Origin of the sequence: Corynebacterium phocae (assembly GCF_008693075.1) — a bacterium.
Taxonomy (GTDB): domain Bacteria; phylum Actinomycetota; class Actinomycetes; order Mycobacteriales; family Mycobacteriaceae; genus Corynebacterium; species Corynebacterium phocae.
Map to the genome: position 1 here is coordinate 1 of NZ_VXKJ01000041.1, position 23,775 is coordinate 23,775.

Here is a 23,775-nt window from a genome sequence, read left to right on the forward strand (position 1 = left end):
CGTGGGGTCCAGGTTCAAAAACCGGAAGCTCTACAGCAACGTCACCGACGACAATCACGCCGAGTTCTTCACCGACCACGACGGCGAGAAACTGTTTTCGTTCCCACTGCCTATCACACTGCTCGAGCGCCCACCAGGAGGCCAAATCAACATCAACCACGTCGAAGGCATGTGGCACCGCCGCCCACCGGCCCTCAGACCAAACCTGTCGAACCCACGCCCCAGCAGGAAGAAAACACCCCACTAGCTAGATGTCAAAGAACCTCATAGACTCCGTGTCCAAAAAGTCACCGGACTCCGTGTCCAAAAAGTCTATAAACAAAACACTTCTAGCGTTTTACGCCATAAAATCCACCGGACTTTTACACCACTCTACGGGGCACTACCTTAAAGCTAGGTACCCCCGTTTAGCGGAGCCCCAACCTAGAGCATGACTGGTTGATAGAGTTAGTACCCACGCATGGGTGGTACACCTCACACTATTGACGCTCACTGGAAAGGCCACACCTTATGACCGCGCCGCTTGAAAAATGGGAAGCCGACGTCATCTTAAATGACGGCGGAATTGCAAGCTTAAGGCACATTGCACCCGGTGATGAGGACGCCATCCGCCGCTTCTACGACCGCGTTTCAGACCGCTCCAAATACTTGCGGTTTTTCTCCACCCACCCGGAGCTCACCGACACAGATATGCAACGGTGGTTTGGAACGGAAGGCTATGGCGCTTACGACAAAGTTACCCTGGTCATGGAAGAACGCGGGGAGATTGTGGCGGTAGCTGGATATGAACTGGTCAAAGCCTTGTTACCCGCCCGCGTGGGTGACGTGTCCTTCCTGGTGCAAGACTCCCACCAGGGCCGCGGCGTGGGCCCTATCTTCTTAGAGCACCTGGCAGAAATTGGCCGGGAAGGCAAAGTAGAGCGCTTCTTCGCGGAGATGCTCACCCAAAACCGGGGAATGATCCAGGTGTTCAAACGCGCCGGGTATTCAGTTACCCCGGAGCTAGAGGACGGCTTCATCACCGTGGACTTCACCATTGCCCCCAATGAAAATTCCCGTGAGGTGATGGAACGCCGCGAGCTGCGCGCAGAGGCCAACTCCATTAAGCGGCTGCTAAGTCCCTCGTCCGTGGCCTTGGTGGGAGATATGAGCGCACTACGAACCCTTACGCCCTCGCTCCTACAGGGCGGCTACAGCGGGCAGCTACACATTCTCACCAGCCCGGAGGCCTCCGGGCTAGAGGCCTTGCGCGCCCTTAACAGCGACGTGGACCTAGTGCTAGTAGACCACCTACCGGAAGATATAGCGCAGCTAATGGAAGCCGCGGCCGCGAAGAACGCGACCGGTGTGGTGGTAGTAGCCCAAAATAGCAACACCGGAATCAACTCCACACAAGCGCGTGAGATTGTATCCACCGCCCGCGACTATGGGTTGCGCGCTTTAGGCCCTGCCGCGCTGGGGCTTATCAACACTGGCGCTGGGGTAAACCTCAACGCCTCCCCTGCCCCGCAGCCCCGTGCGGGACACGTGGGGCTCTTTGCTCAGTCGGGCGGTGTGGCCACGCTGGCGCTATCCCAAGCCATTGCCCAAGGGTGCGGGATAAGTTCCTTTATTGGCGCTGGTTCCTTTGCCGACGTCACCGGAAACGACGTCATGCAGTTCTGGAGTGAGGACCCCGCCACCAAGGTGTGCCTGTTAACGCCTGACACCATTGGCAACCCCCGCAAATTCTTCCGCGTTCTGCGCCGGCTGTCACTGGAAAAGCATGTGGTGGTATTCCTGCCCTCCCGCGCGCTGAGGACCGCCCGGCACTACGAGCAACACGGGTTGAGTCAGGCCAGCCCGCAGGCACTAGATGAAGTCATCCGCCAAACCGGTGCCATGGTGGTAACCCGGCGCGACACCATGTATAACATTGCCCAAATCCTTTCCCGGCAACCGCTTCCCAATGGGAATCGCGTAGCAGTCATCTCTAACTCAGCCGGACTAGTGGAGCAGATGCAGCATGCCTCCCTGCGCTTTGACTTGGTTCCTCACCCACGGACGGTGCTGGGCGAGCCGGTGGCGGCAATAGCCGCCGCCGTGCAAGAAGCCCTTGATGACCCCACGGTAGACGCCGTCCTAGCCGCCGTGGTGGAAGTGGGCCAGCCGGTCCTAAACACCGCGTACGCGGAGCTTTCCGGAATGGCTGCTCACACGGCAAAGCCGCTTATTGCTTCCTTTGTGGGGTTCGGGCAACCCCAAGAAGACTTCAGCGGCCCGGAGTCTCAAGGCCAATTACCCACGTGTGCCACCTACGCGGACGGGCTTGAAGCCCTGGCAGCCATCATTGACAACGAACGCAAGCGCAGTACAGCTAGGCCTTCTCCGGAAGATGAGACAGCCACGGGAGACAAGACACGATCCCGTCAGGTGGTGGAGCAGATTCTGGCTGACCAGCCGGCTGGCCGGTGGGCTACTGATGATGAGGCTGCGGAAATCCTTTCCGCCTACGGGCTTAATTTGGTCGCCTGGCAAGCAGTGGACTCCCTGGAAGAAGCCACTGCTACGGCCAAGGACATGGGCTGGAACGTGGTCTTAAAATCAGTGAACCCGGTACTGCGTGGGCGGCCTGAACTGCCCACCATCGTGCGCAATATCCAAGACGCGGAATCCATGGCCCAAGCCTGGGAGACTCTGGGCCAGCTCACCGCAGCCCTTCAGGACGGTGACGTTGGGGCGCTCATGCCGGTGGTGCAACCCATGGTGGCCTCCGGTACCTCTCTGACCGTCAGTGCTATTGAGGACCCAGTAGTGGGGCCCATTCTCAGCGCCGGAATCTCCGGCATCCCGTCAGAAATCTTGGGTGATAAAACCTGGCGCGTACCACCGCTGCGCCGCGTTGATGCCCGGGGCATGCTCGATGAGCTAACCGCCGCTCCCCTGCTCAACGGCGTTGGCGGTACGAAACCCTCCCGGCTGGACACAGTTGAGGACGTGCTCATGCGAGTAGCTGCGCTCAAAGACGACAACCCGCAGATAGTTGAGGTTGAGTTAAGCCCCGTCATTGCTGGCAGTGCGGACACCCACATTGTGGGCGCCCGTCTGCGGATTGCCCCACTAAGCACCCAGCGCGACCCGCTGGCCCGGTCCCTATAAGGAGGCGGTTTCCATGAACAAGCCGCTAGTTGTCTGCTCTGAGGAGATCTACCACTACAGCTTGGGCGATAACCACCCCATGGGCCCTGACCGGGTACGCACTTCCCTGTCACTAGCGCAGCATTTCCAGGTCCTTCCGGAGTTTGACCTCTTGGACCCCACCCCCGTCAATGAGAAACAACTGTTAGCAGTCCACGACCCCGGTTACGTGGCCGCCACCCGCAGCGGCAAGCCCGCGCCCGAATTTGGCATAGGCACCACGGATAACCCCCACGTGCCGGGACTGGAAAAGATCGCCGCGAAGATCACCGGCGGAACGCTGGACGCGGTCCGCGCGGTGTGGGAGGGCCGTGCACCGCGCGCGGTGAACCTCTCCGGCGGCCTGCACCACGCGTTCCGCAACTCCATGTCTGGGTTTTGCATGTACAACGACGCCGCCGTGGCCATCCACTGGCTACTAGCAAACGGCGCCAAACGCGTGGCCTACATTGACACGGACGCCCACCACGGCGACGGCGTGGAACAACTCTTCTGGGACGACCCCCGCGTTCTTACCATCTCCGTTCATGAGTCCGGGATGTACCTGTTCCCCGGCACCGGCTTCCCCCACGATATTGGCGGGCCCCGCGCCACCGGCACCGCCGTAAACGTGGCGCTCCCCCGGGAAACGGATGACTTCATCTGGCTGCAAAGCCTCCACGCCACCGTGGCGCCACTGCTGCAGAAGTTCAAGCCGGATTTCATCATCAGCCAACACGGCGCGGACCCGCACCGGGCGGATCCACTGGCTGACTTGCAGGTAAGCATTGACGCAATGGCGGTGGCCTACCGCTCCATTGGCCGGTGGGCGGATAAGTTTGCCGGCGGCAAATGGGTGGCCTTGGGCGGCGGCGGGTACGCACTAGATTCCGTGGCCCGCGCATGGACCCAGGTACTAGCCGCCGTGGCCGGCGTGGAAATAGAACCCAGCGCCACCCTCCCCGCCAACTGGGCACAGCGCACCAAGGCTGACCCATCACAGCTCACCATGGGCGACACCGGCGTGGACCTAAGTGAGTTCAACCCCGACCGCGTCATGGCGCAGCAACCCACCCCAGCCCTAATTGCCACATCAAAGACCATCTTCCCCTACTGGGGCCTGCGAGTCTACGGATAACGCCAAACGCCGCGTGTTGCCGGGCGGCCCACCCGGTGACACGCGGCATTCGTTTTTGTCTCAGCTAGCGAAGAACCGAGCACCGACCGGCACCTACGCCGTCAGTGGGGAGCTAACTAGCTATCGAGATACTTTTCCAGCTCTCGCACGAACGAAACGAATTGATCAAACTCTAGTCTCTTGTAACCCGCACCACCCAGCGTTTGAATACCAAGATCTCTGCTCCTGATTGGTGGAATCTTGTCAGGCACCAGACGGGGAACGGTTTCATTGACCCAGCAGTAATGATCTACCTCGTCCGGTTCGTCGGCATAATCCTCTACGTAGAAAGAAGGTTTGTATAACGTCTCCGAGGTCACCTCGACTACGGCATAACAAAATCTCCTCTTATGGTCCGGGTTGGTCCTTTTACCGCTCGCACAAATCACCACCAAATCCCCCGGGCCGATTGACGGCCTACTCTTCTCATCCGGCCTCATGCTCTTTTTCTTGTTCAGGTCCGGGTGGGCTATGTAATGGAGATCTCTCCAAATACCAAAATCAGGTTCGCCAAAATGGTGCTTCAGCCACAGCTGTCGCTTGACATCCCCAGCAATACTCAAAAGTTCTTCCACCAGCTGGGATGAATGACCTACCTCCCATCCGTCATATTCCTCACTGCCTATAGGGTGAGGGGTTGGTGCGCTTTTGAGCGGAAGCTTGATTAGTTTCGCTTCTGCGCGCAACTCCTGCAACCAGCCGGTGTCAACATCCTCAGCCGGCCAGCCTTCAATCGTCTTCCGAGCCTCATGGACTAGACCTGGCGCAAGCGTCACCCCTAGCTCGTGGTTGCTTCTCGTAGCATTGCCAAGGCCTGCGTCCGTTAGATTCGCCGACCCCAGCATTGCCTGAGTACCCACAATAAAGCACTTTGCATGAAGGTGACTGACATGCTTAACTGTCACGTTTTCGAGTTTCAGCAATTTCTCCAGGCCCACTACCGATTGATAGCCGTTAGCGACCGCGGCAGCGTTTAGAGCTGTGACTACAACAACGTTGAAAGGTAACCCCTCAACAGAAGCCGCAATTTCATTGCAGATGCGGTAAGTCAGGTACGGGCTAGTGAGCAGGATGTCGCCGTCCGGATCATCGAGGGCATCCATCAGCCAGTCGTAGGCGTTATAAACGAGTTCTGATTTTTCTGTCATATCGGCAGGTTACCATAAGAGATTTTTTCTTAAGCCCGTTGTTTTTTCACCGGCTCACGGGACGCTTTCCACGCCCGCCCCTAGGGTGTTCCCTGCTGCTCACTTGAGCTTGGGCTCGGAGTGCTCCAGAGTCGCGGGCCGGTGGCTTAGCGCGGCGGCATGCGCAGTGCCCCGTCCATGCGGATGGTCTCACCGTTGAGGTAGTCATTGTCAATGATGGCTAGGGCTAGCTTGGGGTATTCCTCGGGCTTGGCTAGTCGGGAAGGAAAGGGCACCGTTTCTTCAAGACGCTGTTTAAATTCATCGGTAATCTGCGCCATCATGGGGGTCTCCACCACGCCGGGGGCTATGGCGTTGACGCGGATCCCGGAGCGGGCCAGGTCCCGCGCAGCGGTAAGCGAAAGGGAGTGTACGGCAGCTTTGGACGCTGAATAGGCGGCCTGGCCTACTTGCCCTTCAAACGCCGCGACGGAGGAGGTATTAATAATGACGCCACGCTGGCCGTCGGCGTCTACTGGGTCTTGTTCCGCCATGGCGCCGGCGGCGGCTGCTAACACGTAGAAGGTGCCGTTGAGGTTGATGTCAATGGTTTTGGCAAAAAATGCCGGGTCGTGGGTTCCTTTGCGGCCTACTATTCGCTGGGAGGGAGCAATGCCCGCGCAGTTGACGGCCACGCGCAGGGGTGCCAGCGAGGTCGCTTTCGCAATCGCCGTGGCCACTTGCGCGGGGTCGGTGACGTCGGTGGGAACAAACTCTATACCGCCGTGGTCTTCCAGCTTGTCAACGGCGCTGGGAAGGTCCAGGCCTACTACCTTCACGCCGTGGTCGATGAGGGCGCGGGCGGTGGCGTTGCCCAGCCCGGAGGCCGCGCCGGTTACAACTGCGGAGCAATTGGAGTCTAGTTTCATGGTGTCTTGTCTTTCTTTCCCTTAAACGAATGCGGACTGGCCGGTAATCGCGCGGCCAACAATGAGGGAGTTGATGTCGTAGGTTCCCTCGTAGGTGTACAAGATTTCTGCATCGGCCATGAATTTGGACAGCTCGTGCTGGGTCAAAATCCCGTTGCCGCCGGCAATGTTGCGCCCGCAAGCAGCGGACTCCCGGGCCAGGCGGGTGGTGGTGGCCTTGGCCAGGGCGGAGTGGGGCATCTCTAAGTTTCCGTCTTCTTGGAGGCGTGCGAGTGAGGCCATCATCCCTAGGGAGGCCGTGGCGTTGCCAAGTATCCGGGTCAGCTGCTCTTGGACTAGTTGGAAGGAAGCGATGGGCTTGCCAAACTGCTCCCGCTCCAGGGCGTATTGGCGGGCCTTGTCAAAAATACCTAGCTGAATGCCGGCGCCCTGCCAGGCCACCCAGGCGCGTGAGCTGCACAGGAAGGTGTTGGTGTCTTTGAAGGACTCCGCGCCGGGAATGAGGTTTCCGGCTGGGATTTCCACGTTGTTGAAAGAAATGTCTGCGTTTTGCATAATCCGCAGGCCCATCTTGCGGTCAATTTTGGTAGCTGAAACCCCCTGGCGGTTCATCTCTACGATAAAACCTTTTATCTGGCCATCGTCTTCATCCCGGGCAAAGGTGATGGCAAAATCAGCAAAGGTTCCTCCGCCAATCCACCGCTTGTGGCCGTTGATTACCCAGCCATCTGCCGTGCGCTTGGCGGTGGTGGCCAGGCCGCCGGCAATATCGGATCCGTGCTCGGGCTCTGTCAGGGCAAAACATCCTATGGCTTCAAACTGCCGCAGTTTGGGAAGCCACGTGGCTTTTTGCTCCGGAGATGCCAGCTTGTCCAGCAGATCTACGATGAGCTCGTTGTGAATTCCCACTAGCGCAGAGATGGAGACGTCCGCGCGGGTGACTTCGGCGTAGACCAGGCCGCGGTAAAGGCGGCTAGTGCCGGAGAGCTCTATTTCACCTAATCCGTGCTCGGCAAGTTTGGGCAGCAGCTCGAAGGGGAACTCCTCCCGGTCCCAGTACTCCCCCGCCACCGGGCGTACTTCGGTCATGAGGAACTCGTGAATGCGCTCTAGGTCGCGGTATTCATTTTCTGGCAGTTGGTCTGCGACGTGCATGAAGTCTGCGTGCGGGTAGCGCAGCGGTGCCAGGTGTGCGCCGTGCGGGTTCAAGGGATTGAGGATGGGTGGCATGGAATTTCCCCCTTCTGGCTAGTTGCTCCGGTGACGGAGTAGGCGTGGAGTACGATTGTGCAGCCAACTGTACACATCCAACGTGAGCCGCGTCACTTGTTTACCGAGTGTTAATCTAAGCGGTAGCAGAGCCAGCCGTTAACACCCCCAAAAATCGAGACCCCAAAGGCAATCCCATGACCCTCACCGCACGTCAACGCGAACTTCGCCAGGCCTTGCGCCGCGACTTCCTGGCGGAAGGTTTTGAAAACTTCACCATCGACGGCGCCGTCAAGCGCTACCACTGCTCCAAGTCCACGCTGTACGCCCTGGGGAACAGCCGGGACAACATTATCAGGGCAATCCTGGTGGACTTCTTCAAAGACATCACCACCCAAACAAAGCCCCGCCTGGACCTGCCCGCACCCCAGGCCCTAGAGCAATACTTCACCGATATCGCCGCAGCGCTGGCGCCCGCCAGCCCCCAGTTCATGCGCGACTGCGCTCGCGAGGACGTTGCGCAGCGGGTGTATTCCCACAACACCAAGGGGGCGGTGGAAAACATCCGCGCCATGTTGGACAAGGGGGTAAAACACGGAGAATTTCACGCCAGTTCCCTCCCGTTCCTACCCCATTTAGTGCAACGCGCCATGGAGGACATTCAACGGGGGATCTACCAGGACACTGTAAGCTCCGCTGCAGCTTACGCAGCTTTTGGCGAGCTTTTAATTCGCGGACTCACCACTCCGGAGGCAAGGAAAATCTAATCAACGGGGGGATTTTAATTGGAAAGCTATAGAAATAATTTCACCTTCGCATTACGCTGAATTGGGACGCAGGTCACAACAACTTCAGTAGTGAATGTCAGGACACATTCCGCAGCATGTTTAACCCCAACCACAATCAGACGGAAAGTTCCTGGTCATTGACATCTAAACCAGTACGGAGGACAACCATGACTACGGTTACCGAACAATTCCGAGCAGCCCGAGACCTGCTCGTGTCCCACCAAGAGGATTACGAAAAAGCCCGCGAGGTGTTTGAATGGCCCCGCTTCGAGCACTTCAACTTTGCACTCGATTGGTTTGATCACCTTGGTCAGGCCCCGGATTCCCAGGACCGCCCGGCGTTGGTCATCTGCGAGGAAGACGGGTCATCTACCCGCCGGACCTTCGCGGAGCTTTCCGAGCGCTCCTCCCAGCTAGCCAATTGGCTCACCGAACAAGGGGTCAAGCGCGGCGACCGCATCATGCTCATGCTCAACAACCAGGTGGAGCTGTGGGAGTCCATGCTGGCGTGTATTAAGGCCGGCTTTGTGATGAACCCGGCTACCGCCATGTTGGGCACTGCGGACTTGCAGGACCGCACAGACCGCGCGGAGATTTCCTGGGTCATTGCCAACCCGGAGGACGCGTCCAAGTTCCAAGACGTCACGGGAGATTTCACGGTCATTCAGGTAGGGTCCGCAGAGCCGGCGCAGACCAGCCACCCCACGCTTGATTATGCCAGCTCTTTCGATGCCCCCGTGACCTACGCCCCAACCCAGGAGACGCAGGCAGATGAGACGTTGCTGCTGTACTTCACCTCCGGCACCACTTCCAAGGCCAAGCTGGTAGAGCACACCCACACTTCTTACCCGGTGGGCCATCTGACCACCATGTACTGGATTGGCCTGGAGCCGGGTGACGTGCACTTGAATGTGGCTGCCCCCGGTTGGGCCAAGCACGCCTGGTCCAACTTCTTCGCTCCTTGGATTGCCGGCGCAACGGTGTTTTTGTACAACTACACCCGTTTTGACGCCCTGGGGCTCATGGAGAAAATGGATGAAGAAGGCGTCACCAGCTTCTGCGCCCCACCAACGGTGTGGCGCATGCTGGTCCAGGCGGATATGTCGCACATGAAGACCCCACCGGTGAAGCTGGTGGCCGCCGGTGAGCCTTTAAACCCGGAGCTGATTTCCACCATCAAGAAGCACTGGAAGACTGACGTCCGGGACGGCTTTGGCCAGACCGAGTCCACGCTACAGATTGCCAACACCCCCGGCCAGCCTGTCAAGCCCGGTTCCATGGGCCGGCCACTGCCGGGCATGGAGGTGGTCCTCATTGACCCGGCCACTGATGAGCAAGGCGACACCGGCGAAATCTGCTTGAAACTCGATCCCCGCCCGGTGGGGCTTACCCCCGGCTACTTCAACGACGCGGACAAGAATGCTGAGGTCTTCCGCGACGGCTACTACCACACCGGTGATATCGCCGAGCGCGATGAGGACGGCTACATCTTCTACATCGGTCGGTCCGATGACGTATTCAAGGCTTCCGACTACCGCCTGTCGCCGTTCGAGCTAGAGTCCGTGGTCATCGAGCACCCGGCGGTAGCCGAGGTAGCCGTGGTTCCTTCCCCGGATCCCATCCGCCTGGCGGTTCCCAAGGCTTATGTGGTGCTTGCTTCCAGCTTTGAGGCCACGCCGGAGACCGCAGAGGACATCCTGCGCCACTGCCGCAATAGCCTAGCGCCGTACAAGCGCATCCGCCGCCTGGAGTTCCTGGATTTACCGAAGACCATCTCGGGTAAAATCCGCCGCGTAGAGCTGCGCAAGCGCGAGGTGGAAATCCACGCCGCTGACGGCGGCCACACCAAGGCCTCCACGGAATTTAGCGACACCGACTTCCCCAGTTTGAAGGGCTAGTGACAAACGAGTTCCCGGCTGCACACTTCGCTAGCAGCCGGGTCTTTCGTGCACCACTAGAGCCCGCGGGCTAGTTCCGCCATCTCGTCGTCACGGCGGTCGTACAAGCGCTTGACCACTTTCCGCCACGGTGCGTCCTTGTCTAAATTCAAGGCATCTTTGATCTGGTCTCGGGCTCGCCGTTGTGGATCGGGAATGATCCCTAAGTGATTTAACAAGGCCGCATACCCTTCCGCTGAGGCATCAACACCTGGTGCCACACTGAAGGTAATTTCCTCATCCAGACGAAGCCACAACCTGTCGTTAGGCTCCACCCCAAAGTCTTCACATACCCACCTGATAGCAGAGCAATTAAGGCCAGTGCGGGACCATCTAAAAGTGACTTCATCTTCTAGTTTACCGGCAAACGCAGGAACAGAAAAAGGCTTGTCGTACTCCAGGCCGTAGATGTCAATGACGCCGCGGGGAACGCCACCCCAGCCAGAACCTCGCACATGCTCAGAGGTAACCGTCAAAAGCAGGTGCCAAGCGCCATCGCGCCACACCAGATTGCGGCTTTCCTCCGGCGACTTATTGTTGATAGCCTGCCCATCTCCTAGGTAGAGGTATCCTTTCTCAATCCGGAAGTCCGGCGAGTGCATATAGGTGCTGACCGTGTTGGCCGACAGCCCCCTTTCAATGGCACCTTGTCGGATATCTTCTATCGAACAACGCCCGCCACCTTCCTCAATCCTGCCCCGGATATAGCTGGTAAGGTCCGTAAAGGTTTCCAATCCCCACCCGGCTAGAGCCCAACGCCCCGCTCCTACGCGGACAAATTCATCGCCCCAATTAAGCCCGGAAGCAATTGCCCTTTTACTCAGATCGGGCAGCTTTTCCTGAAATTCCTCCACTTCCAGTGGGACATCCGCAAAGAAGAGAACCTGCGCAATCCGGTCCACTTTATGGGGGTTTCTAGCTACCCAAAACCCCTCCCTCAGTTCATAATTGCTCTGGTGCTCTAAGTACCTGCGAGCCTCTAAACAGTCAAACGACCCCTCCCAGGACTCTTCTAGATCACGAAGCCGACGTTCGAAGTCTTCCACTGGGTACAGACCAATTTTCACCGCCAAGTCATCTGAATCACCGCCGGCAGGTAGTTTCAGTAGCAGGTCAACCAATTTTTTATCTACAAACCACTGGCCGTCTTGGATCAAAGTTAACTGGCTTCCCCACAGCGCTAGCTCCCCCAGGCCAAACTCAAACCCCAGAATTGGTCGAGTCCAAAATTCGCGGATTCCGTGGATGCTAAACAAGCACCCGTAATCAGATAGGAATATCTCTTTTAGGGCGTAGAGGATCCCTTCCTCGGAGAATAGGTCCCGCCGCAGCTTACTTTCCACCTGCCGTACTCGCTCCCTGGTAAGTCCCAGTTCATTGCCTAAATCATCCAAAGTCTTGCGCGTTCGACCTAAGAAGGAGGTGCTAAGCCTGCCTTCAAGAATTAGCCGGAGGCGCTCATCATCTTCTAGTAGGACATTGACTACATGGGCATGGGCCTCGACCCATAGCGCCATCTCCACATCGATGGGGGAAATTGTTTCGCGAAGATTGTCAAAGTAACCACTTTGCCCAAGCTTGTGAAAGATCGAATCGAAAAATGACTCCGATTGCAACGACGCTAGCGCAAACAGGGTGTGGCACGGGTCTAGCTTGGCCCGGCTAAGTCTTCCGGGTGAAAATAGCTCCACGGACAATTCCTGGCCATCAAGGAGATGGTCCTTACAGGCAGCCGTGATCAAGGTTTCCATAAGCAGTGTGCAATCCCATTCGCTAAAGCGCGGCGAGATTACCGAACGCCCAGATTCCGGTAGAGGATCTTCGCTTATACATAGGTCATTGAGGGAAACTTGAAAAGGCTCCTTCTCGATTTCCCTAGCTACCTCTTGCCATTTTTCGACTACCCCCGGCTCGGTGAAAGTGGCCGTATCAAGCGGCGGAACAAGGTCATTGAAGGAAGTTAGCGGGCAGTCGCGCTTAGTGTTAAGCCACTGGTGCACCAGTTCCCCTATTTCAATTACTGGGGTAACCGCCGTCGGCGCATACCAGGGGAACAGCCTCCACGCTTGGCGCTGTTCCAGCAACAACCCTGGGTGATCAACGATTTTGGCCTCATGTGTAAATGTGTCCTTGGGAGTGTTGGTCTCGCAGCTACGCGAGTCAACGCTCTTGCGCGACCGGCTTCCTTGCTGTCCATCTAGCCAATCACTTTGCTCATCCCGAGTATCCCACCCACCAAAATTTTGCATTGTTTTATACTATCAAGCCAACGGGAGATAAACCGAGTTTCTCTTCAGTCACTGTCTCTGGCATTAACCTGCACCTTTAGAGACATTGGTAAACGCCGGTGCTCAGGGTCCACCCAGGGAATGGCTTCCTAGGAGTTACTAAACTTGGCATCGCGTTTTTCCGCGAAGGCCGCCATCCCCTCCGCCTGATCGTTTGAGGAGAAGATGCTGTGGAAGGTCCGGCGCTCAAAGAGCACGCCCTGGTCAAGGAAGGTTTCGAACGCGGCGTTTACCTGCTCCTTGATCATTGAGGTCGAAACAAAGGACTTGGAGGCTATCAACTCCGCAGTCTCAATAGCCTTGTCAATGAGCTCTGCAGCCGGGACCACCGAGGCCACCAACCCGGCGCGCTCGGCTTCCTCCGCGCCCATCATGCGTCCGGTCAAGCACATCTCCATGGCCTTGGCCTTGCCAATAGCGCGAGTTAGACGCTGCGAGCCGCCCATGCCTGGAGTCACGCCCAGGTTTACCTCTGGCTGCCCAAACTTGGCCTTATCCCCTGCAATGATGAAGTCGCACATCATGGCCAGCTCGCAGCCGCCGCCCAGCGCGTAGCCGTTGACCGCCGCGATAATTGGCGTGCGCGCACGCGTGAGTCCGTCCCAGCCGGCAAACCAGTTATGCAAGTACATCTCCGTGGCGGACTTCGGGGCCATCTCTTTGATATCAGCACCCGCCGCGAAGGCCTTTTCGCTTCCGGTGATGATAATGGCACCAATCTCCGGATTGGCGTCAAACTCACCTACCGCCGCCACGGTTTCTTCCATGAGTTCCTTGTTGAGCGCGTTGAGCGCTTTCGGGCGGTCAAGGTTGATAACGCCTACGCGGCCTTTTGTCTCAGTCTTGATGTTGTTATACGTCATGGTCTTTCTCTCCTTATTTGTTTAAATCTATTCTTCTACTATCGCGGTGGGCCTTGAAACATCCTAATGCGCTTCTAACAGCAGGGCTTCTCCCTGCCCACCACCGCCGCACAAGCCTACGGCTGCGCGGGTGGCCTTGCCGGCCTCTATCTGGTGGGCTGCATGAACCACCAGTCGCGCTCCGGAGGCACCGATGGGATGCCCCAGCGCCACCGCCCCACCGTGGGGATTGACAATCTCTTCACTGACGCCCAGTACCCGCGCGGAGTGGGACACCACGGCAGCGAATGCCTCATTGATCTCCACCATGTCCAGGTCCTTGGCCGTCCAGCCCTGTAGCTCCAGTGCGCGTGTGATGGCGTTGGCTGGCTGTTCTTGCAGGGAGGAATCTGGGCCAGCAACCTGCCCTGGCTTGCCCAACGTAGCCATGATGTCCCATCCGTTGGCCTGCGCCGTATCCCGGCTGCACAGCACCACCGCAGCCGCGCCGTCGGAGATGGGCGAGGAATTACCGGCGGTGAGCGTCCCGTCCTTACTAAACGCCGGGCGCAGCTTAGCCAGGGATTGCGTGGTCACGCCCTCGCGGATGCCCTCGTCGCGAGAAACAGTTTCTTCCCCGTGGCGCGTCTTGACGGTCACGGGCGTGATTTCGCGGTCAAAGGTTCCGTCCTGGCTGGCAGCCAGCGCCCTCTCATGTGAGCGCGCGGCCACCGCGTCCTGCTCCGCGCGGGTCACCGGGTAGGTATCCGCATATTCCTCGGTCAGAAGGCCCATCGAGATGCCGGAGTCCGCTGCGCGCAGGCCGTCGTGCTCCATGTGGTCCAACACCGTTTGGGCCCCAAACTTATACCCAGCGCGCGCGTTCATCAGCAGGTGTGGAGATAAAGTCATGGACTCCATCCCTCCAGCCACCACTACCTGGGCCTCACCCGAGCGCAGCAACCTGGCGGCATCAATGATGGCCGTTAGGCCAGACAGGCATATCTTGTTGACCGTAGTGGTGTGCGCCCGGGGGCTAATGCCCGCCGCGAGCGCGGCCTGTTTGGCTGGGTTCTGCCCCACACCTGCTTGCAGTACCTGCCCCATAATTACGGCGTCCACCAAGCCCGGGTCAATGTTGTCAAGCGCACCGCGAATGGCAGTTGCCCCAAGCTCCGTGGCCGGGATTGGACTTAGTCCGCCCAGTAATTTTCCGAATGGGGTACGCGCAGCTCCCACAATAACTATGCCTTTGGGTCCTCTGTCCCCCGGTTTAGCGAATGCATCCACGTTAGTCTCCTCTTAGGTGCAGTACGGTTTACCTCTAGATCGTACGCCCTAACAGTGATACGCGCCACGTTTTTATGGGCGCTAAGCAACCTCACAACCGCGATACGCGCACAAAGAATCTACACGTTAAACCGTAGAAATAGTCGGTAGTATGTATTTATGAATGAAACTTCAGCCCCTGAGCAATCAGCCAAAGAGAGAATTCTGGCGTGCTCCCGGAAAATGTTTAGTGAAAACACCTTCGCGCAGGTGTCGCTGAAAGATATTGCCTCCCACGCTGATGTCAGCGTGGCGTTGATTGTCAAGCACTTCCACAACAAGACCTCCCTGTTTGAGGCCACGGTGGACTTCACGGACTCCTCCGCCGCGCTTTTCGCCGGTCCATTTGCCACGCTGGGGCAAACGGCCGTGATTGAAACTCTCACTGCTCCCGAAAACGCGCCCTACTCAATGGCCCGGACTATCACCGTCACGGCCGGTGACCCGGAAAGCCTGAGCGCTATCGGCCGCCGCATTAAGTCTGACCTCCTGATGGTCCTGGAAGGCCGGATTACCCGGGAAGCTCCCGGTGCCAGCCCTGCCCCACCATTGCGGGCGCAACAGGCACTGGCACTGCTCATCGGATTGTCAGTCATGCGCCGGTTTGGTGACACCGACTTTGCCGCCTACCCGCAAGACACCTTAGTGGAGCACTACGGGCAGGTGCTGCAAAGCATTCTCGACGGCCACTAGCCAGGAACAGCCGGCAGGCCGGCTACTGACCTTTAGCGCGAACCTCATTGATGATGGCGGAAAAATCCAGTCCCGCATGTCCGCTGTCCACGAACTTGGCGTACTGCTCCGCAGCAATCTTGCCCAGTACGGTGTCCGTACCTGTCTCCTCCGCAGAGACCATGGCCAGGTTGAGATCTTTCAACATCAACGCGGAGGCAAAGCCCGGCTTGAAGTTATTGTTAGCGGGCGAACCAGGCACCACGTCCGGGACCGGCGCGTTGACCGACAGCGCCCAGGAGTTACCCGTGGCGTTGGACACCACATCAAAGAACGCTTGATGGTCCAGTCCCAGGCGCTCGCCCAAAACCAGGGCTTCTGCCAGGACAATCTGGTGCACGGCCAAAATCATGTTGTTGCAGGCCTTAACCGCCTGCCCATTGCCGGATACCCCGCAGTGGGTAATGGACCGGCCCATAACCTCCAGATAGGGCTTGGCCGCCGCGAAGGCTTCCTCTTCACCGCCCACCATAAAAGCCAGTGTTCCAGCGGTAGCGCCGGCAACCCCGCCAGAGACGGGGGCATCTACAAAGTGTGAGCCTGCCTCCTGAACCATTTGGGCTACCTCGCGGGCATCAGAGACAGCAATGGTGGATGAATCAATATAGAGCTTCTCCCCGTTGTCCGCCTCCAGCAAGGAGCCTATGACCTTCTTGACCAGCTCACCGTTGGGCAGCATGGTCAGCACCGCGTCCGCCCCCTGAGCCGCCTCCTCCGCGGTGTCAAAGGTGGGCGCGTCCAGCGCTGCCCGCGCCTTATCGGATACGTCAAACCCGCGCACGTTGAATTCTTTTGCCAAGTTGGCCGCCATGGGGCCGCCCATGTTTCCCAGCCCGATTACCGCAATAGTCTTCATTATTGTTTCTCCTTCCTAGTTCATTACCGGCATAGTGAACTGCGGGCCGGCCGAATCATCACCGGGCCACCGGCTGGTCACTGTCTTGGTCTTGGTATAGAAGCGGAAAGAATCCGGCCCGTGCTGGTTGAGGTCACCGAACGCGGAGGCTTTCCACCCGCCAAAGGTGTGGTATGCGATGGGCACCGGGATGGGCACGTTCACGCCTACCATGCCCACCTGAACGTTGTTGACAAAGTCGCGGGCCGCGCCGCCGTTTTGGGTAAAGATGGCCACCCCGTTGCCGTAGATGTGACTGTTGGGCAGCTCGGTTGCCTCCTCCAGCGTCTCCGCGCGGACCATAGATAGCACCGGGCCAAAAATTTCCTCGGTGTAGATGGACATCTCCGTGGTGACGTTGTCAAAGAAGGTAGGGCCCACGTAGTAGCCCTCCGCCAAGGACTGGCCCGCAAACTCCCGGCCGGACATGTCCAGCTCACGGCCATCTACCACCAGGTCCGCGCCGGCGTCCACGCCCTCCGCGATGAGCTTTTCCACCCGCTGTTTGGCCTCCGGCGTTACCAACGCACCGTAGTCCGCGTCCGGGTCCATGCAATGTCCCACGGTCAGCTCCGGGATCTTCTTGATTAACGCGTCGCGTAGGCGGTCAGCAGTGTCCTTGCCCACTGGCACAACGACCGAAAGCGCCATGCAACGCTCACCGGCGGAGCCAAAGGCCGCGCCCACCAGTGTGTCCGCTACGTGGTCAATGTCCGCATCCGGCAAGACAATGGCGTGGTTCTTCGCCCCGCCAAAGCATTGGGCACGTTTACCGGTGGCCGCGCAGCGCTCGTAGATGTATTGCGCAATCGGAGTGGAACCCACGAAGCCTACGGCTTTGATGGTGTCCGAATCCAAGATGGCGTCCACCGCGTCCTTGCCGCCGTGGACCACGTTGAGCACTCCCTTGGGGCCGCCGGCTTCTACAAACAGCTCTGCCAGGCGCACGGGTACGGAAGGGTCCCGCTCGGAGGGCTTAAGAACAAAGGCATTTCCTGCGGCCAAGGCCGGACCGGCCTTCCACAGCGGGATCATGGCCGGGAAGTTAAAAGGCGTAATACCAGCCACTACCCCCAGCGGCTGACGCAGGGAGTAGACATCAATGCCGGTGCCCACTCCGTAGGAGTACTCCCCTTTGAGCTGGTGCGGGGCACCCAGTGCAAATTCCAACACGTCCACACCGCGCATCACGTCTCCCTTGGCGTCGGGGAAGGTCTTGCCGTGCTCTAGAGCCAACATCTCCGCCAGTTCGTCCATGTTGGCGTTAATAAGCCGGATCCACTCCATCAGCACGCGGATGCGCTTTTGCGGGTTCATGGCCGCCCACCCCGGCTGCGCTTTCCGGGCAGACTCAATGACGTGGTCCACGTCGGCCTTGTCCGCCAACGCCACCTGGGATTGTTCCTTGCCCACGGAGGGATTTAGTACCGCTTGGAATTTATCAGTGGTCCCCTTGAACACGGCACCGTCAACGTAGTGGTAAATGGATTTCATGGCTTTCCTTTCAGGTGGCTACTGGTTCTAGCACTCAAAGTAATGAAAGCCAAGTCACACCACAAGGAATTTAGTGAAATAGAACACCATTTACCCCAGTGTTCAGCTGTATCCCTCCCACTACCAGGGAAAGCTTTAAAACCCCTGGGGTAAACAACGTTCACCCAGCCCTGCCCCAAAGCTGCACCTCACCGTTGTACGGGAGCACACCTGGGCCGCCATACAATTAATCAGCAAGCGGACAACACCACGGCAATCCAAACGGCCAACCCCGAACAAAAAGGAGACGCCCAACCGGGCGTCTCCTCAATATTCTCCATCCAGACTAGAACCCAGATGATTTATGAACCTGCTAGAAAGGCAAGATTCCAGCGATCATAGCCTGCAGACCCGCAGGAAGCATAGGCAGAATCAACGGGAACACAGCAGCAGCCAGCGCCAACACACCAGCAACAACACCACCAGCAACCAAAGCAATACCACCAGGAGTTAGCTGACCATCCTTCACCAAACCATTACCAGCAGGCTTAGCATCATCTTCAGACTTACCAGGAACATCAGGCTTATCCGAACCCTCGGAAGCACCAGGCTTCACATCACCCTCAGGCTTAGCCGGAGCATCACCATTGCCGGAAGCACCAGGCTTCACATCACCCTCAGGCTTAGCAGGAACATCAGGCTTATCCGAACCCTCGGAATCATCAGGCTTCACATCACCCTCGGGCTTGGCAGGAATATTAGGCTTGCTAGGATTATCAGATTTACTCGGCCCACCTGGGAGCACTACATTCGGAACGGGTGGAAGACTCCCAAAGTCAAACTCCTTATTCACCGACGTACCAGATACGCAGTTCCGATATATATCCCCAGTCAGTCCAAGTTCACTCCAGGAGTATTTTTTGGCGCCGTCAAAAAATCTCGCCACATTGTCCTGATTGTCTTGCGACAAAAGTCCACTCTGAAGGAACATTTTCGCCTCCTCTGCGACAGACTCCAGGCGGAATAAGAATAAGTTTTCTTCGTAACTCTTGTCTGGCCACTTAGCTCCACTCTGATCAAGTAGTTTCTTGGCCCAATTACGAGAAATGTATCCCGTATTCTTTAGGTCCGAGTCGTTTAGGTGCCTTTTTTCAAGCTCTTTTATAAAATCTGCCCCTTCTATCTCAAACCCAAGTTCACGAAAAATTGAAGAAACATTTTCAATTGCTTCTCCTTGCAAATCTTTAAGGTACTTAAACTCTTTATCGGAAAGCACCCACGAACATTCACCATCATTTACGGTGAGGGTGTAGGCACTAGCAGGGGCCACGGCGGTGCCGGAAATAGCAGCCGCGGTGAGACCGGCGGCTATGATACGTTTGAACAAGAAAGACTCCTCGGGTCAGGGGTGACGGAAACGAACATATAAAAGCATAGACAAAAGCCCCCCCCCCCGCAAGTTCTAAAAGCACACTTGACCATTAGCTGCGGATTCGCACGCACCAGTTGCCGGGGCCGGCTATTAAAAATAGCCTAGACCTTATCTTCCCACCGTCCCTGCTCCTTGAGGACTTCAAGAACGACAGCGCGCAAAAGCAGATAAAAGGAGAAAAGGGGGACCTAATCGGCCCCCCTCACACGAACGAATCGTCCGCCTTGCATGCCAGATAAATTAAGACTTCCTAGAAAGGCAAAATTCCAGAAATCATAGCCTGCAGACCGGCTGGAAGCATAGGCAGAATCAACGGGAACACAGCAGCAGCCAGCGCCAACACACCAGCAACAACACCACCAGCAACCAAGGCAATACCACCAGGAGTTAGCTGACCATCCTTCACCAAACCATTACCAGCAGGCTTAGCACCATCTTCAGGCTTGGCAGGAACATCAGGCTTATCCGAACCCTCGGAACCACCAGGCTTCACATCACCCTCAGGCTTAGCCGGAGCATCAGGCTTATCCGAACCCTCGGAACCACCAGGCTTCACATCACCCTCAGGCTTAGCAGGAACATCAGGCTTATCCGAACCCTCGGAACCACCAGGCTTCACATCACCCTCAGGCACAGCAGGAACATCAGGCTTATCCGAACCCTCGGAACCACCAGGCTTCACATCACCCTCAGGCACAGCAGGACCATCACCATTGCCGGAACCACCAGGCTTGACATCACCCTCAGGCCCAGCAAGGCCATCATCTTTTAACAATTCGCTAATTTTCGCCATTGTTATCGGATCCGGAATATTTGGAACGGTGGCGAAGTCGAATTCCCTATTTACCGAGGTACCAGATCCACAGTTACGGAAGGCCTCTTTGTCCAGGCTAAAGTAAGAATGTAGGAATTTCCGGAAGCGAGGAACAGTTTCGTCATACTTGTTCCGCTCAGCTGGAGTGAAATCTTTTCCACCTTGCACCCCATGTAAGAATGGCGAATTGATTTCAAGGTATAAAGACTGTGATGCTACTAAATCAACAACTACAACTTCATTACCCACCTTTACACGACGTTCAAAAGAGAGCTCTCGAGAGCGTTCACGAGATATTTCATAGGCTTCATCTTTTAGGGGAACAGCACGGCGGAACTCCCAACGTAACACCGTCCATGTTTCCGGGCCAAAATTTTTCCCAAGGGAATCAACAAACTGAGACGCAGCTACCTCAGCATCGTCTCGCAAACCACGGAGGTGTTGTAACTCCCGCGCAGAATACGAGATCGAGCATTTATCACCTGTCACAGTTACTGTATAGGCACTAGCAGGGGCCACGGCGGTGCCGGAAATAGCAGCCGCGGTGAGACCGGCGGCTATGATACGTTTGAACAAGAAAGACTCCTCGGGTCGGGGGTGATAGAAACGAACATATAAAAGCATAGACAAAAGCCCCCCCCCCCCGCAAGTTCTAAAAGCGCACTTGACCATTAGCTGCGGATTCGCACGCACCAGTTGCCGGGGCCTGCTTTGCAAAAGCCTAGACCTTATCTTTTCACCGTCCCAGTTCCCTTGAGGGTCTCAAGGACGCGCGCCTACAAAGCCAGGCAGCGACACATCAACCCACCCGGGGAAGTTCGACAGTATGTTCGACCAACTGGCAAAAGAAAAATCCTGAGCCATTTTTTGACTCAGGATTTTGATTGTACCCCGTACGGGATTCGAACCCGTGTTACCGGCGTGAGAGGCCAGCGTCCTAGGCCACTAGACGAACGGGGCTAGAACTGTGATTTTTCTGTTTTAGCAGTTAATCACTGCTGGCCTACCAGGACTCGAACCTAGAACGACGGTACCAGAAACCGCTGTGTTGCCAATTACACCATAGGCCATTGTCACGCGATACTCTGCAGGTTCTCAAGTTTGCTTGTGCTTGCTTGAGCTGCTTTTCTCTGTGCAACGAGATATAACTATAGGCACTTCCCCAGCCCTTGACAAATCGCCTGGTAAACAGGGAAAAATTACAATGGCAGGACTGGGGCTGTGGGGTAATTTCCACCGCCGCGAATTACAGCGGTGGAATTAGGCCGTGGTTACTGCGCTGCGGGCCACGGTGTCTTTGCCAGGGCCGCGCGCAGGCGGGCTAGCGTGGACTCCTTGCCCAGTAGCTCCATGGATTCAAACAGCGGCGGGGAAACCTGCTGGCCGGAAATACCCACGCGCAAGGCACCGTAGGCCTTACGCGGCTTGAGCTCAAGATCCTCGATGAGCGCCTTGGTAAGCGCGGCTTCGATTTCTGCGGTGGTCCACTGGGCGGCATCGACGTTATCGAGCGCCTTGATAGCTGCCTCCAATGACTGAACGGCGTCTTCCTTCAAGTTCTTACGGCCGGACTTCTCCTCAATCTCTAGCTCCGCGTCAGGGGTGACCAGGAACTTCATCAGATCATGAGCGTCGGAAAGCACCTTAATACGAGTCTGCACCAAGTCAGCGGCAACGCCGAATTTCTCACCGTCGTAATCCTCCGGGAAATCGGTGTACTCGGTGAGGTAGTTGCGCAGGCGGAAGGCAAAGTCCTCCGGATCGAGCAGGCGGATCTGATCAGCGTTGATAGCCTCTAGCTTCTTCTGATCAAAGCGGGCCGGGTTGCCCAGCACGTCCTCAACGTCAAAGTTGGCCACAAGGTCATCAACGGAGAAGATGTCCTGATCCGCGGACAAGGACCAGCCCAGAAGGGACAGGTAGTTGAGCATGCCCTCCGGGATAATGCCATTATCGCGGTGATTGAACAGGTTGGACTCCGGGTCGCGCTTGGACAGTTTCTTGTTGCCCTGGCCCATCACAAACGGCAGGTGGCCAAAAATAGGAGTCTGCTTGGCAATACCTAGCTCAACCAGGGCCTCATAAAGAGCCAGCTGGCGCGGGGTTGAAGAAAGCAAGTCCTCACCGCGCAGAACGTGGGTAATACCCATCAGGGCGTCATCAACAGGGTTTACCAGCGTGTAGAGCGGCGCGCCGTTAGAGCGGGCAACCACATAATCCGGCTGGGTGGAAGACTTAAACGTCATCTCACCGCGAACCAGGTCATTCCAAGACCAGTCCTTGTCCGGCATGCGCAAGCGCCAGACGGGCTTGCGGCCTTCAGCCTCGAAGGCATCGATCTGGCTTTGGGTCAGCTCACGGTCATAGTTGTCATAGCCCAACTTGGGGTCGCGGCCGGCGGCCTTGTGGCGTTCTTCTACCTCCTCAGCGGTGGAATACGCCGGGTAGACGTAGCCGCCGTCCTTCAACTTCTGCAGGACGTCTGCGTAGATGTCCATGCGCTGGGACTGACGGTAAGGCTCGTGCGGGCCGCCCACGTTGACGCCCTCATCCCAGCCCAGGCCCAGCCACTCCAGGGAGTCGATGATGGCCTGGTAGGAGTCCTCAGAGTCACGGGCGGCGTCCGTATCTTCAATACGGAAGATGAGCTTGCCGCCGTTATGGCGGGCATAAGCCCAGTTAAACAGCGCGGTGCGCACCATGCCAACGTGGGGCGTGCCGGTAGGAGAAGGGCAAAAACGGACGCGGATATCAGCTTGTGTTTCAGTCATAACCCCTATGGTAGACCACCGCAAAAGCCCACAGGGCATGGCGCGGGTTTTATCTAGGAACGCGATGCTGGTGAGCCGCGGGGTGAATTGACTAGTCTGATTGGCTCAATTCCTTTAAGGCTGGTGCAATTCACAGCAGTCTAAAGCAGGGCGGTAAAATTAGTTTTCTATGCGCACTTCTAGACCGGACTCCGCACCTGACTTCCTCCTCTCCCGAGCGTCAGGCTCTGTGCGCACCCAGGGTTCAGCAGAAACCTTCACCGACGCCTTTGAGGCCGTAGACCGCCTCAAATCCGGCCAAGTGCCCATGGTTGTAGGGGCTCTACCCTTTGAGCGCGACACCGCTGCGGCGCTAACCGTTCCCAAGCGTATTATCCGCGAAGAAGGACCGCTGGAGCCCCACGCTTATTACCGCAATGGCACATGCCTAGCCCGGGTGGCCGGTTTTGATCCGGAACCGGAAGAACACCGCAGGCGGGTAGAGGCAGCCGTTGCCACAATTAACGCGTCCAAGCTAGAAAAGGTAGTCCTGGCCCGCGCCGTGGATATAGCCTTTGCCAAGCCCGTAGATCCTCTCTTGGTAGCAGCCCGGCTCATTGACCTGTCCTACCACCGGGATGGATTTGCCGCTGATCTCACCCCGGCCGGGTACCCCGGCACCATGCTGGTAGGTTCCAGCCCCGAAGTCCTCATTAAAAAGCAAGGCTCCACCGTCACCGCATTTCCGTTGGCAGGATCCGCCGCCCGGCAAAAGGACAAAGCCAGGGACTACCTAGCCTGTATGTGGTCTCCTAGAAGTGATCCAGATTGGCGCGAAAATTGATCCACTTGGTGGATCAGTTTTTGGGCTGGTTTGGCTGCGGTGTGCTGGTTGCT

Annotated in this window: 16 protein-coding genes, 2 tRNA genes and 2 pseudogenes; 7 read left to right on the top strand and 13 right to left on the bottom strand. The window is 57.4% G+C overall.

The annotated features are described in order from the left end of the window. The 3 genes and pseudogenes from F4V58_RS06325 to F4V58_RS06335 all read left to right on the top strand — a co-directional run. A pseudogene (locus F4V58_RS06325) lies at positions 1-247 on the top strand (transposase); the annotation flags it as partial. A gap of 263 nt (positions 248-510) precedes the next feature. Further along, positions 511-3,138, top strand: coding sequence for a GNAT family N-acetyltransferase (locus F4V58_RS06330; protein ID WP_075734337.1), 2,628 nt, complete (start codon positions 511-513; stop codon positions 3,136-3,138). A gap of 13 nt (positions 3,139-3,151) precedes the next feature. Further along, a complete protein-coding gene (locus F4V58_RS06335; protein ID WP_075734339.1) occupies positions 3,152-4,294 on the top strand; it encodes an acetoin utilization protein AcuC in 1,143 nt (380 codons plus the stop codon). Positions 4,295-4,410: 116 nt separating this feature from the next. On the opposite strand, the gene F4V58_RS06340 is transcribed toward F4V58_RS06335, so the two are convergent. The 3 genes from F4V58_RS06340 to F4V58_RS06350 all read right to left on the bottom strand — a co-directional run bounded on the left by F4V58_RS06340 (position 4,411) and on the right by F4V58_RS06350 (position 7,619). Then, complete coding sequence (locus tag F4V58_RS06340; protein ID WP_075734341.1) at positions 4,411-5,481, bottom strand: phospholipase D family protein; 1,071 nt, start codon at positions 5,479-5,481, stop codon at positions 4,411-4,413. A gap of 146 nt (positions 5,482-5,627) precedes the next feature. After that, positions 5,628-6,389, bottom strand: a complete 762-nt coding sequence (locus tag F4V58_RS06345) for an SDR family oxidoreductase (protein ID WP_075734343.1) — start codon at positions 6,387-6,389, stop codon at positions 5,628-5,630. Positions 6,390-6,410: 21 nt separating this feature from the next. Continuing rightward, entirely contained in the window at positions 6,411-7,619 is a 1,209-nt protein-coding gene (locus F4V58_RS06350) for an acyl-CoA dehydrogenase family protein (protein ID WP_075734345.1), read from the bottom strand. Between the two features lie 176 nt (positions 7,620-7,795). Between F4V58_RS06350 and F4V58_RS06355 the strand changes: the two genes are divergently transcribed. Next, entirely contained in the window at positions 7,796-8,365 is a 570-nt protein-coding gene (locus F4V58_RS06355; protein ID WP_075734347.1) for a TetR/AcrR family transcriptional regulator, read from the top strand. A 188-nt stretch (positions 8,366-8,553) separates the two neighbouring features. Beyond that, on the top strand, positions 8,554-10,284 hold the full coding sequence (locus F4V58_RS06360; RefSeq protein WP_075734349.1) for an AMP-binding protein: 1,731 nt from the start codon (positions 8,554-8,556) through the stop codon (positions 10,282-10,284). Positions 10,285-10,340: 56 nt separating this feature from the next. Here the strand turns inward: F4V58_RS06360 and F4V58_RS06365 are convergent, their stop codons facing one another. The 3 genes from F4V58_RS06365 to F4V58_RS06375 form a co-directional block, all read right to left on the bottom strand. Continuing rightward, the gene (locus tag F4V58_RS06365) at positions 10,341-12,572 is read right to left on the bottom strand and encodes a sigma-70 family RNA polymerase sigma factor (RefSeq protein WP_075734351.1); all 2,232 of its coding nucleotides are present in this window, start codon (positions 12,570-12,572) and stop codon (positions 10,341-10,343) included. Positions 12,573-12,700: 128 nt separating this feature from the next. Next, entirely contained in the window at positions 12,701-13,474 is a 774-nt protein-coding gene (locus F4V58_RS06370; RefSeq protein WP_075734353.1) for an enoyl-CoA hydratase, read from the bottom strand. A gap of 63 nt (positions 13,475-13,537) precedes the next feature. Beyond that, a complete protein-coding gene (locus F4V58_RS06375) occupies positions 13,538-14,743 on the bottom strand; it encodes an acetyl-CoA C-acyltransferase (RefSeq protein WP_075734355.1) in 1,206 nt (401 codons plus the stop codon). 159 nt (positions 14,744-14,902) lie between these two features. On the opposite strand from F4V58_RS06375, the gene F4V58_RS06380 reads away from it, so the two are divergent. Next, on the top strand, positions 14,903-15,475 hold the full coding sequence (locus F4V58_RS06380) for a TetR/AcrR family transcriptional regulator (RefSeq protein WP_075734357.1): 573 nt from the start codon (positions 14,903-14,905) through the stop codon (positions 15,473-15,475). Positions 15,476-15,497: 22 nt separating this feature from the next. On the opposite strand, the gene mmsB is transcribed toward F4V58_RS06380, so the two are convergent. From mmsB to gltX, 7 genes are all read right to left on the bottom strand, one after another. After that, a complete protein-coding gene (mmsB, locus tag F4V58_RS06385) occupies positions 15,498-16,370 on the bottom strand; it encodes a 3-hydroxyisobutyrate dehydrogenase (RefSeq protein WP_075734359.1) in 873 nt (290 codons plus the stop codon). A 15-nt stretch (positions 16,371-16,385) separates the two neighbouring features. Beyond that, positions 16,386-17,903 carry a CoA-acylating methylmalonate-semialdehyde dehydrogenase gene (locus tag F4V58_RS06390; RefSeq protein ID WP_075734361.1) on the bottom strand — a complete coding sequence of 506 codons (1,518 nt, stop codon included), beginning with the start codon at positions 17,901-17,903 and terminating at the stop codon, positions 16,386-16,388. A 352-nt stretch (positions 17,904-18,255) separates the two neighbouring features. Beyond that, a complete protein-coding gene (locus F4V58_RS06395) occupies positions 18,256-19,269 on the bottom strand; it encodes a hypothetical protein (protein WP_075734363.1) in 1,014 nt (337 codons plus the stop codon). A 295-nt stretch (positions 19,270-19,564) separates the two neighbouring features. Next, complete coding sequence (locus F4V58_RS06400) at positions 19,565-20,704, bottom strand: ICP22 family protein (protein WP_150385728.1); 1,140 nt, start codon at positions 20,702-20,704, stop codon at positions 19,565-19,567. A 311-nt stretch (positions 20,705-21,015) separates the two neighbouring features. After that, a tRNA-Glu gene (locus tag F4V58_RS06405) sits at positions 21,016-21,088 on the bottom strand. Positions 21,089-21,126: 38 nt separating this feature from the next. Beyond that, a tRNA-Gln gene (locus tag F4V58_RS06410) sits at positions 21,127-21,198 on the bottom strand. Between the two features lie 201 nt (positions 21,199-21,399). Continuing rightward, positions 21,400-22,899: a glutamate--tRNA ligase gene (gltX, locus tag F4V58_RS06415; protein ID WP_075734367.1), complete on the bottom strand. Its 1,500-nt coding sequence runs from the start codon at positions 22,897-22,899 to the stop codon at positions 21,400-21,402. A 169-nt stretch (positions 22,900-23,068) separates the two neighbouring features. On the opposite strand from gltX, the pseudogene F4V58_RS06420 reads away from it, so the two are divergent. Then, positions 23,069-23,668, top strand: a pseudogene (locus tag F4V58_RS06420) (chorismate-binding protein); the annotation flags it as partial. Positions 23,669-23,775 lie beyond the last annotated feature (107 nt).

What these genes read in the sequence shown, in the direction of transcription:
- mmsB (WP_075734359.1), bottom strand. Translation starts at nt 16,370, where the DNA reads ATGAAGACTATTGCGGTAATCGGGCTGGGAAACATGGGCGGCCCCATG.
- F4V58_RS06330 (WP_075734337.1), top strand. Translation starts at nt 511, where the DNA reads ATGACCGCGCCGCTTGAAAAATGGGAAGCCGACGTCATCTTAAATGAC.
- F4V58_RS06350 (WP_075734345.1), bottom strand. Translation starts at nt 7,619, where the DNA reads ATGCCACCCATCCTCAATCCCTTGAACCCGCACGGCGCACACCTGGCA.
- F4V58_RS06360 (WP_075734349.1), top strand. Translation starts at nt 8,554, where the DNA reads ATGACTACGGTTACCGAACAATTCCGAGCAGCCCGAGACCTGCTCGTG.
- F4V58_RS06370 (WP_075734353.1), bottom strand. Translation starts at nt 13,474, where the DNA reads ATGACGTATAACAACATCAAGACTGAGACAAAAGGCCGCGTAGGCGTT.
- F4V58_RS06390 (WP_075734361.1), bottom strand. Translation starts at nt 17,903, where the DNA reads ATGAAATCCATTTACCACTACGTTGACGGTGCCGTGTTCAAGGGGACC.
- F4V58_RS06355 (WP_075734347.1), top strand. Translation starts at nt 7,796, where the DNA reads ATGACCCTCACCGCACGTCAACGCGAACTTCGCCAGGCCTTGCGCCGC.
- F4V58_RS06380 (WP_075734357.1), top strand. Translation starts at nt 14,903, where the DNA reads ATGAATGAAACTTCAGCCCCTGAGCAATCAGCCAAAGAGAGAATTCTG.
- F4V58_RS06365 (WP_075734351.1), bottom strand. Translation starts at nt 12,572, where the DNA reads ATGCAAAATTTTGGTGGGTGGGATACTCGGGATGAGCAAAGTGATTGG.
- F4V58_RS06335 (WP_075734339.1), top strand. Translation starts at nt 3,152, where the DNA reads ATGAACAAGCCGCTAGTTGTCTGCTCTGAGGAGATCTACCACTACAGC.
- gltX (WP_075734367.1), bottom strand. Translation starts at nt 22,899, where the DNA reads ATGACTGAAACACAAGCTGATATCCGCGTCCGTTTTTGCCCTTCTCCT.
- F4V58_RS06340 (WP_075734341.1), bottom strand. Translation starts at nt 5,481, where the DNA reads ATGACAGAAAAATCAGAACTCGTTTATAACGCCTACGACTGGCTGATG.
- F4V58_RS06345 (WP_075734343.1), bottom strand. Translation starts at nt 6,389, where the DNA reads ATGAAACTAGACTCCAATTGCTCCGCAGTTGTAACCGGCGCGGCCTCC.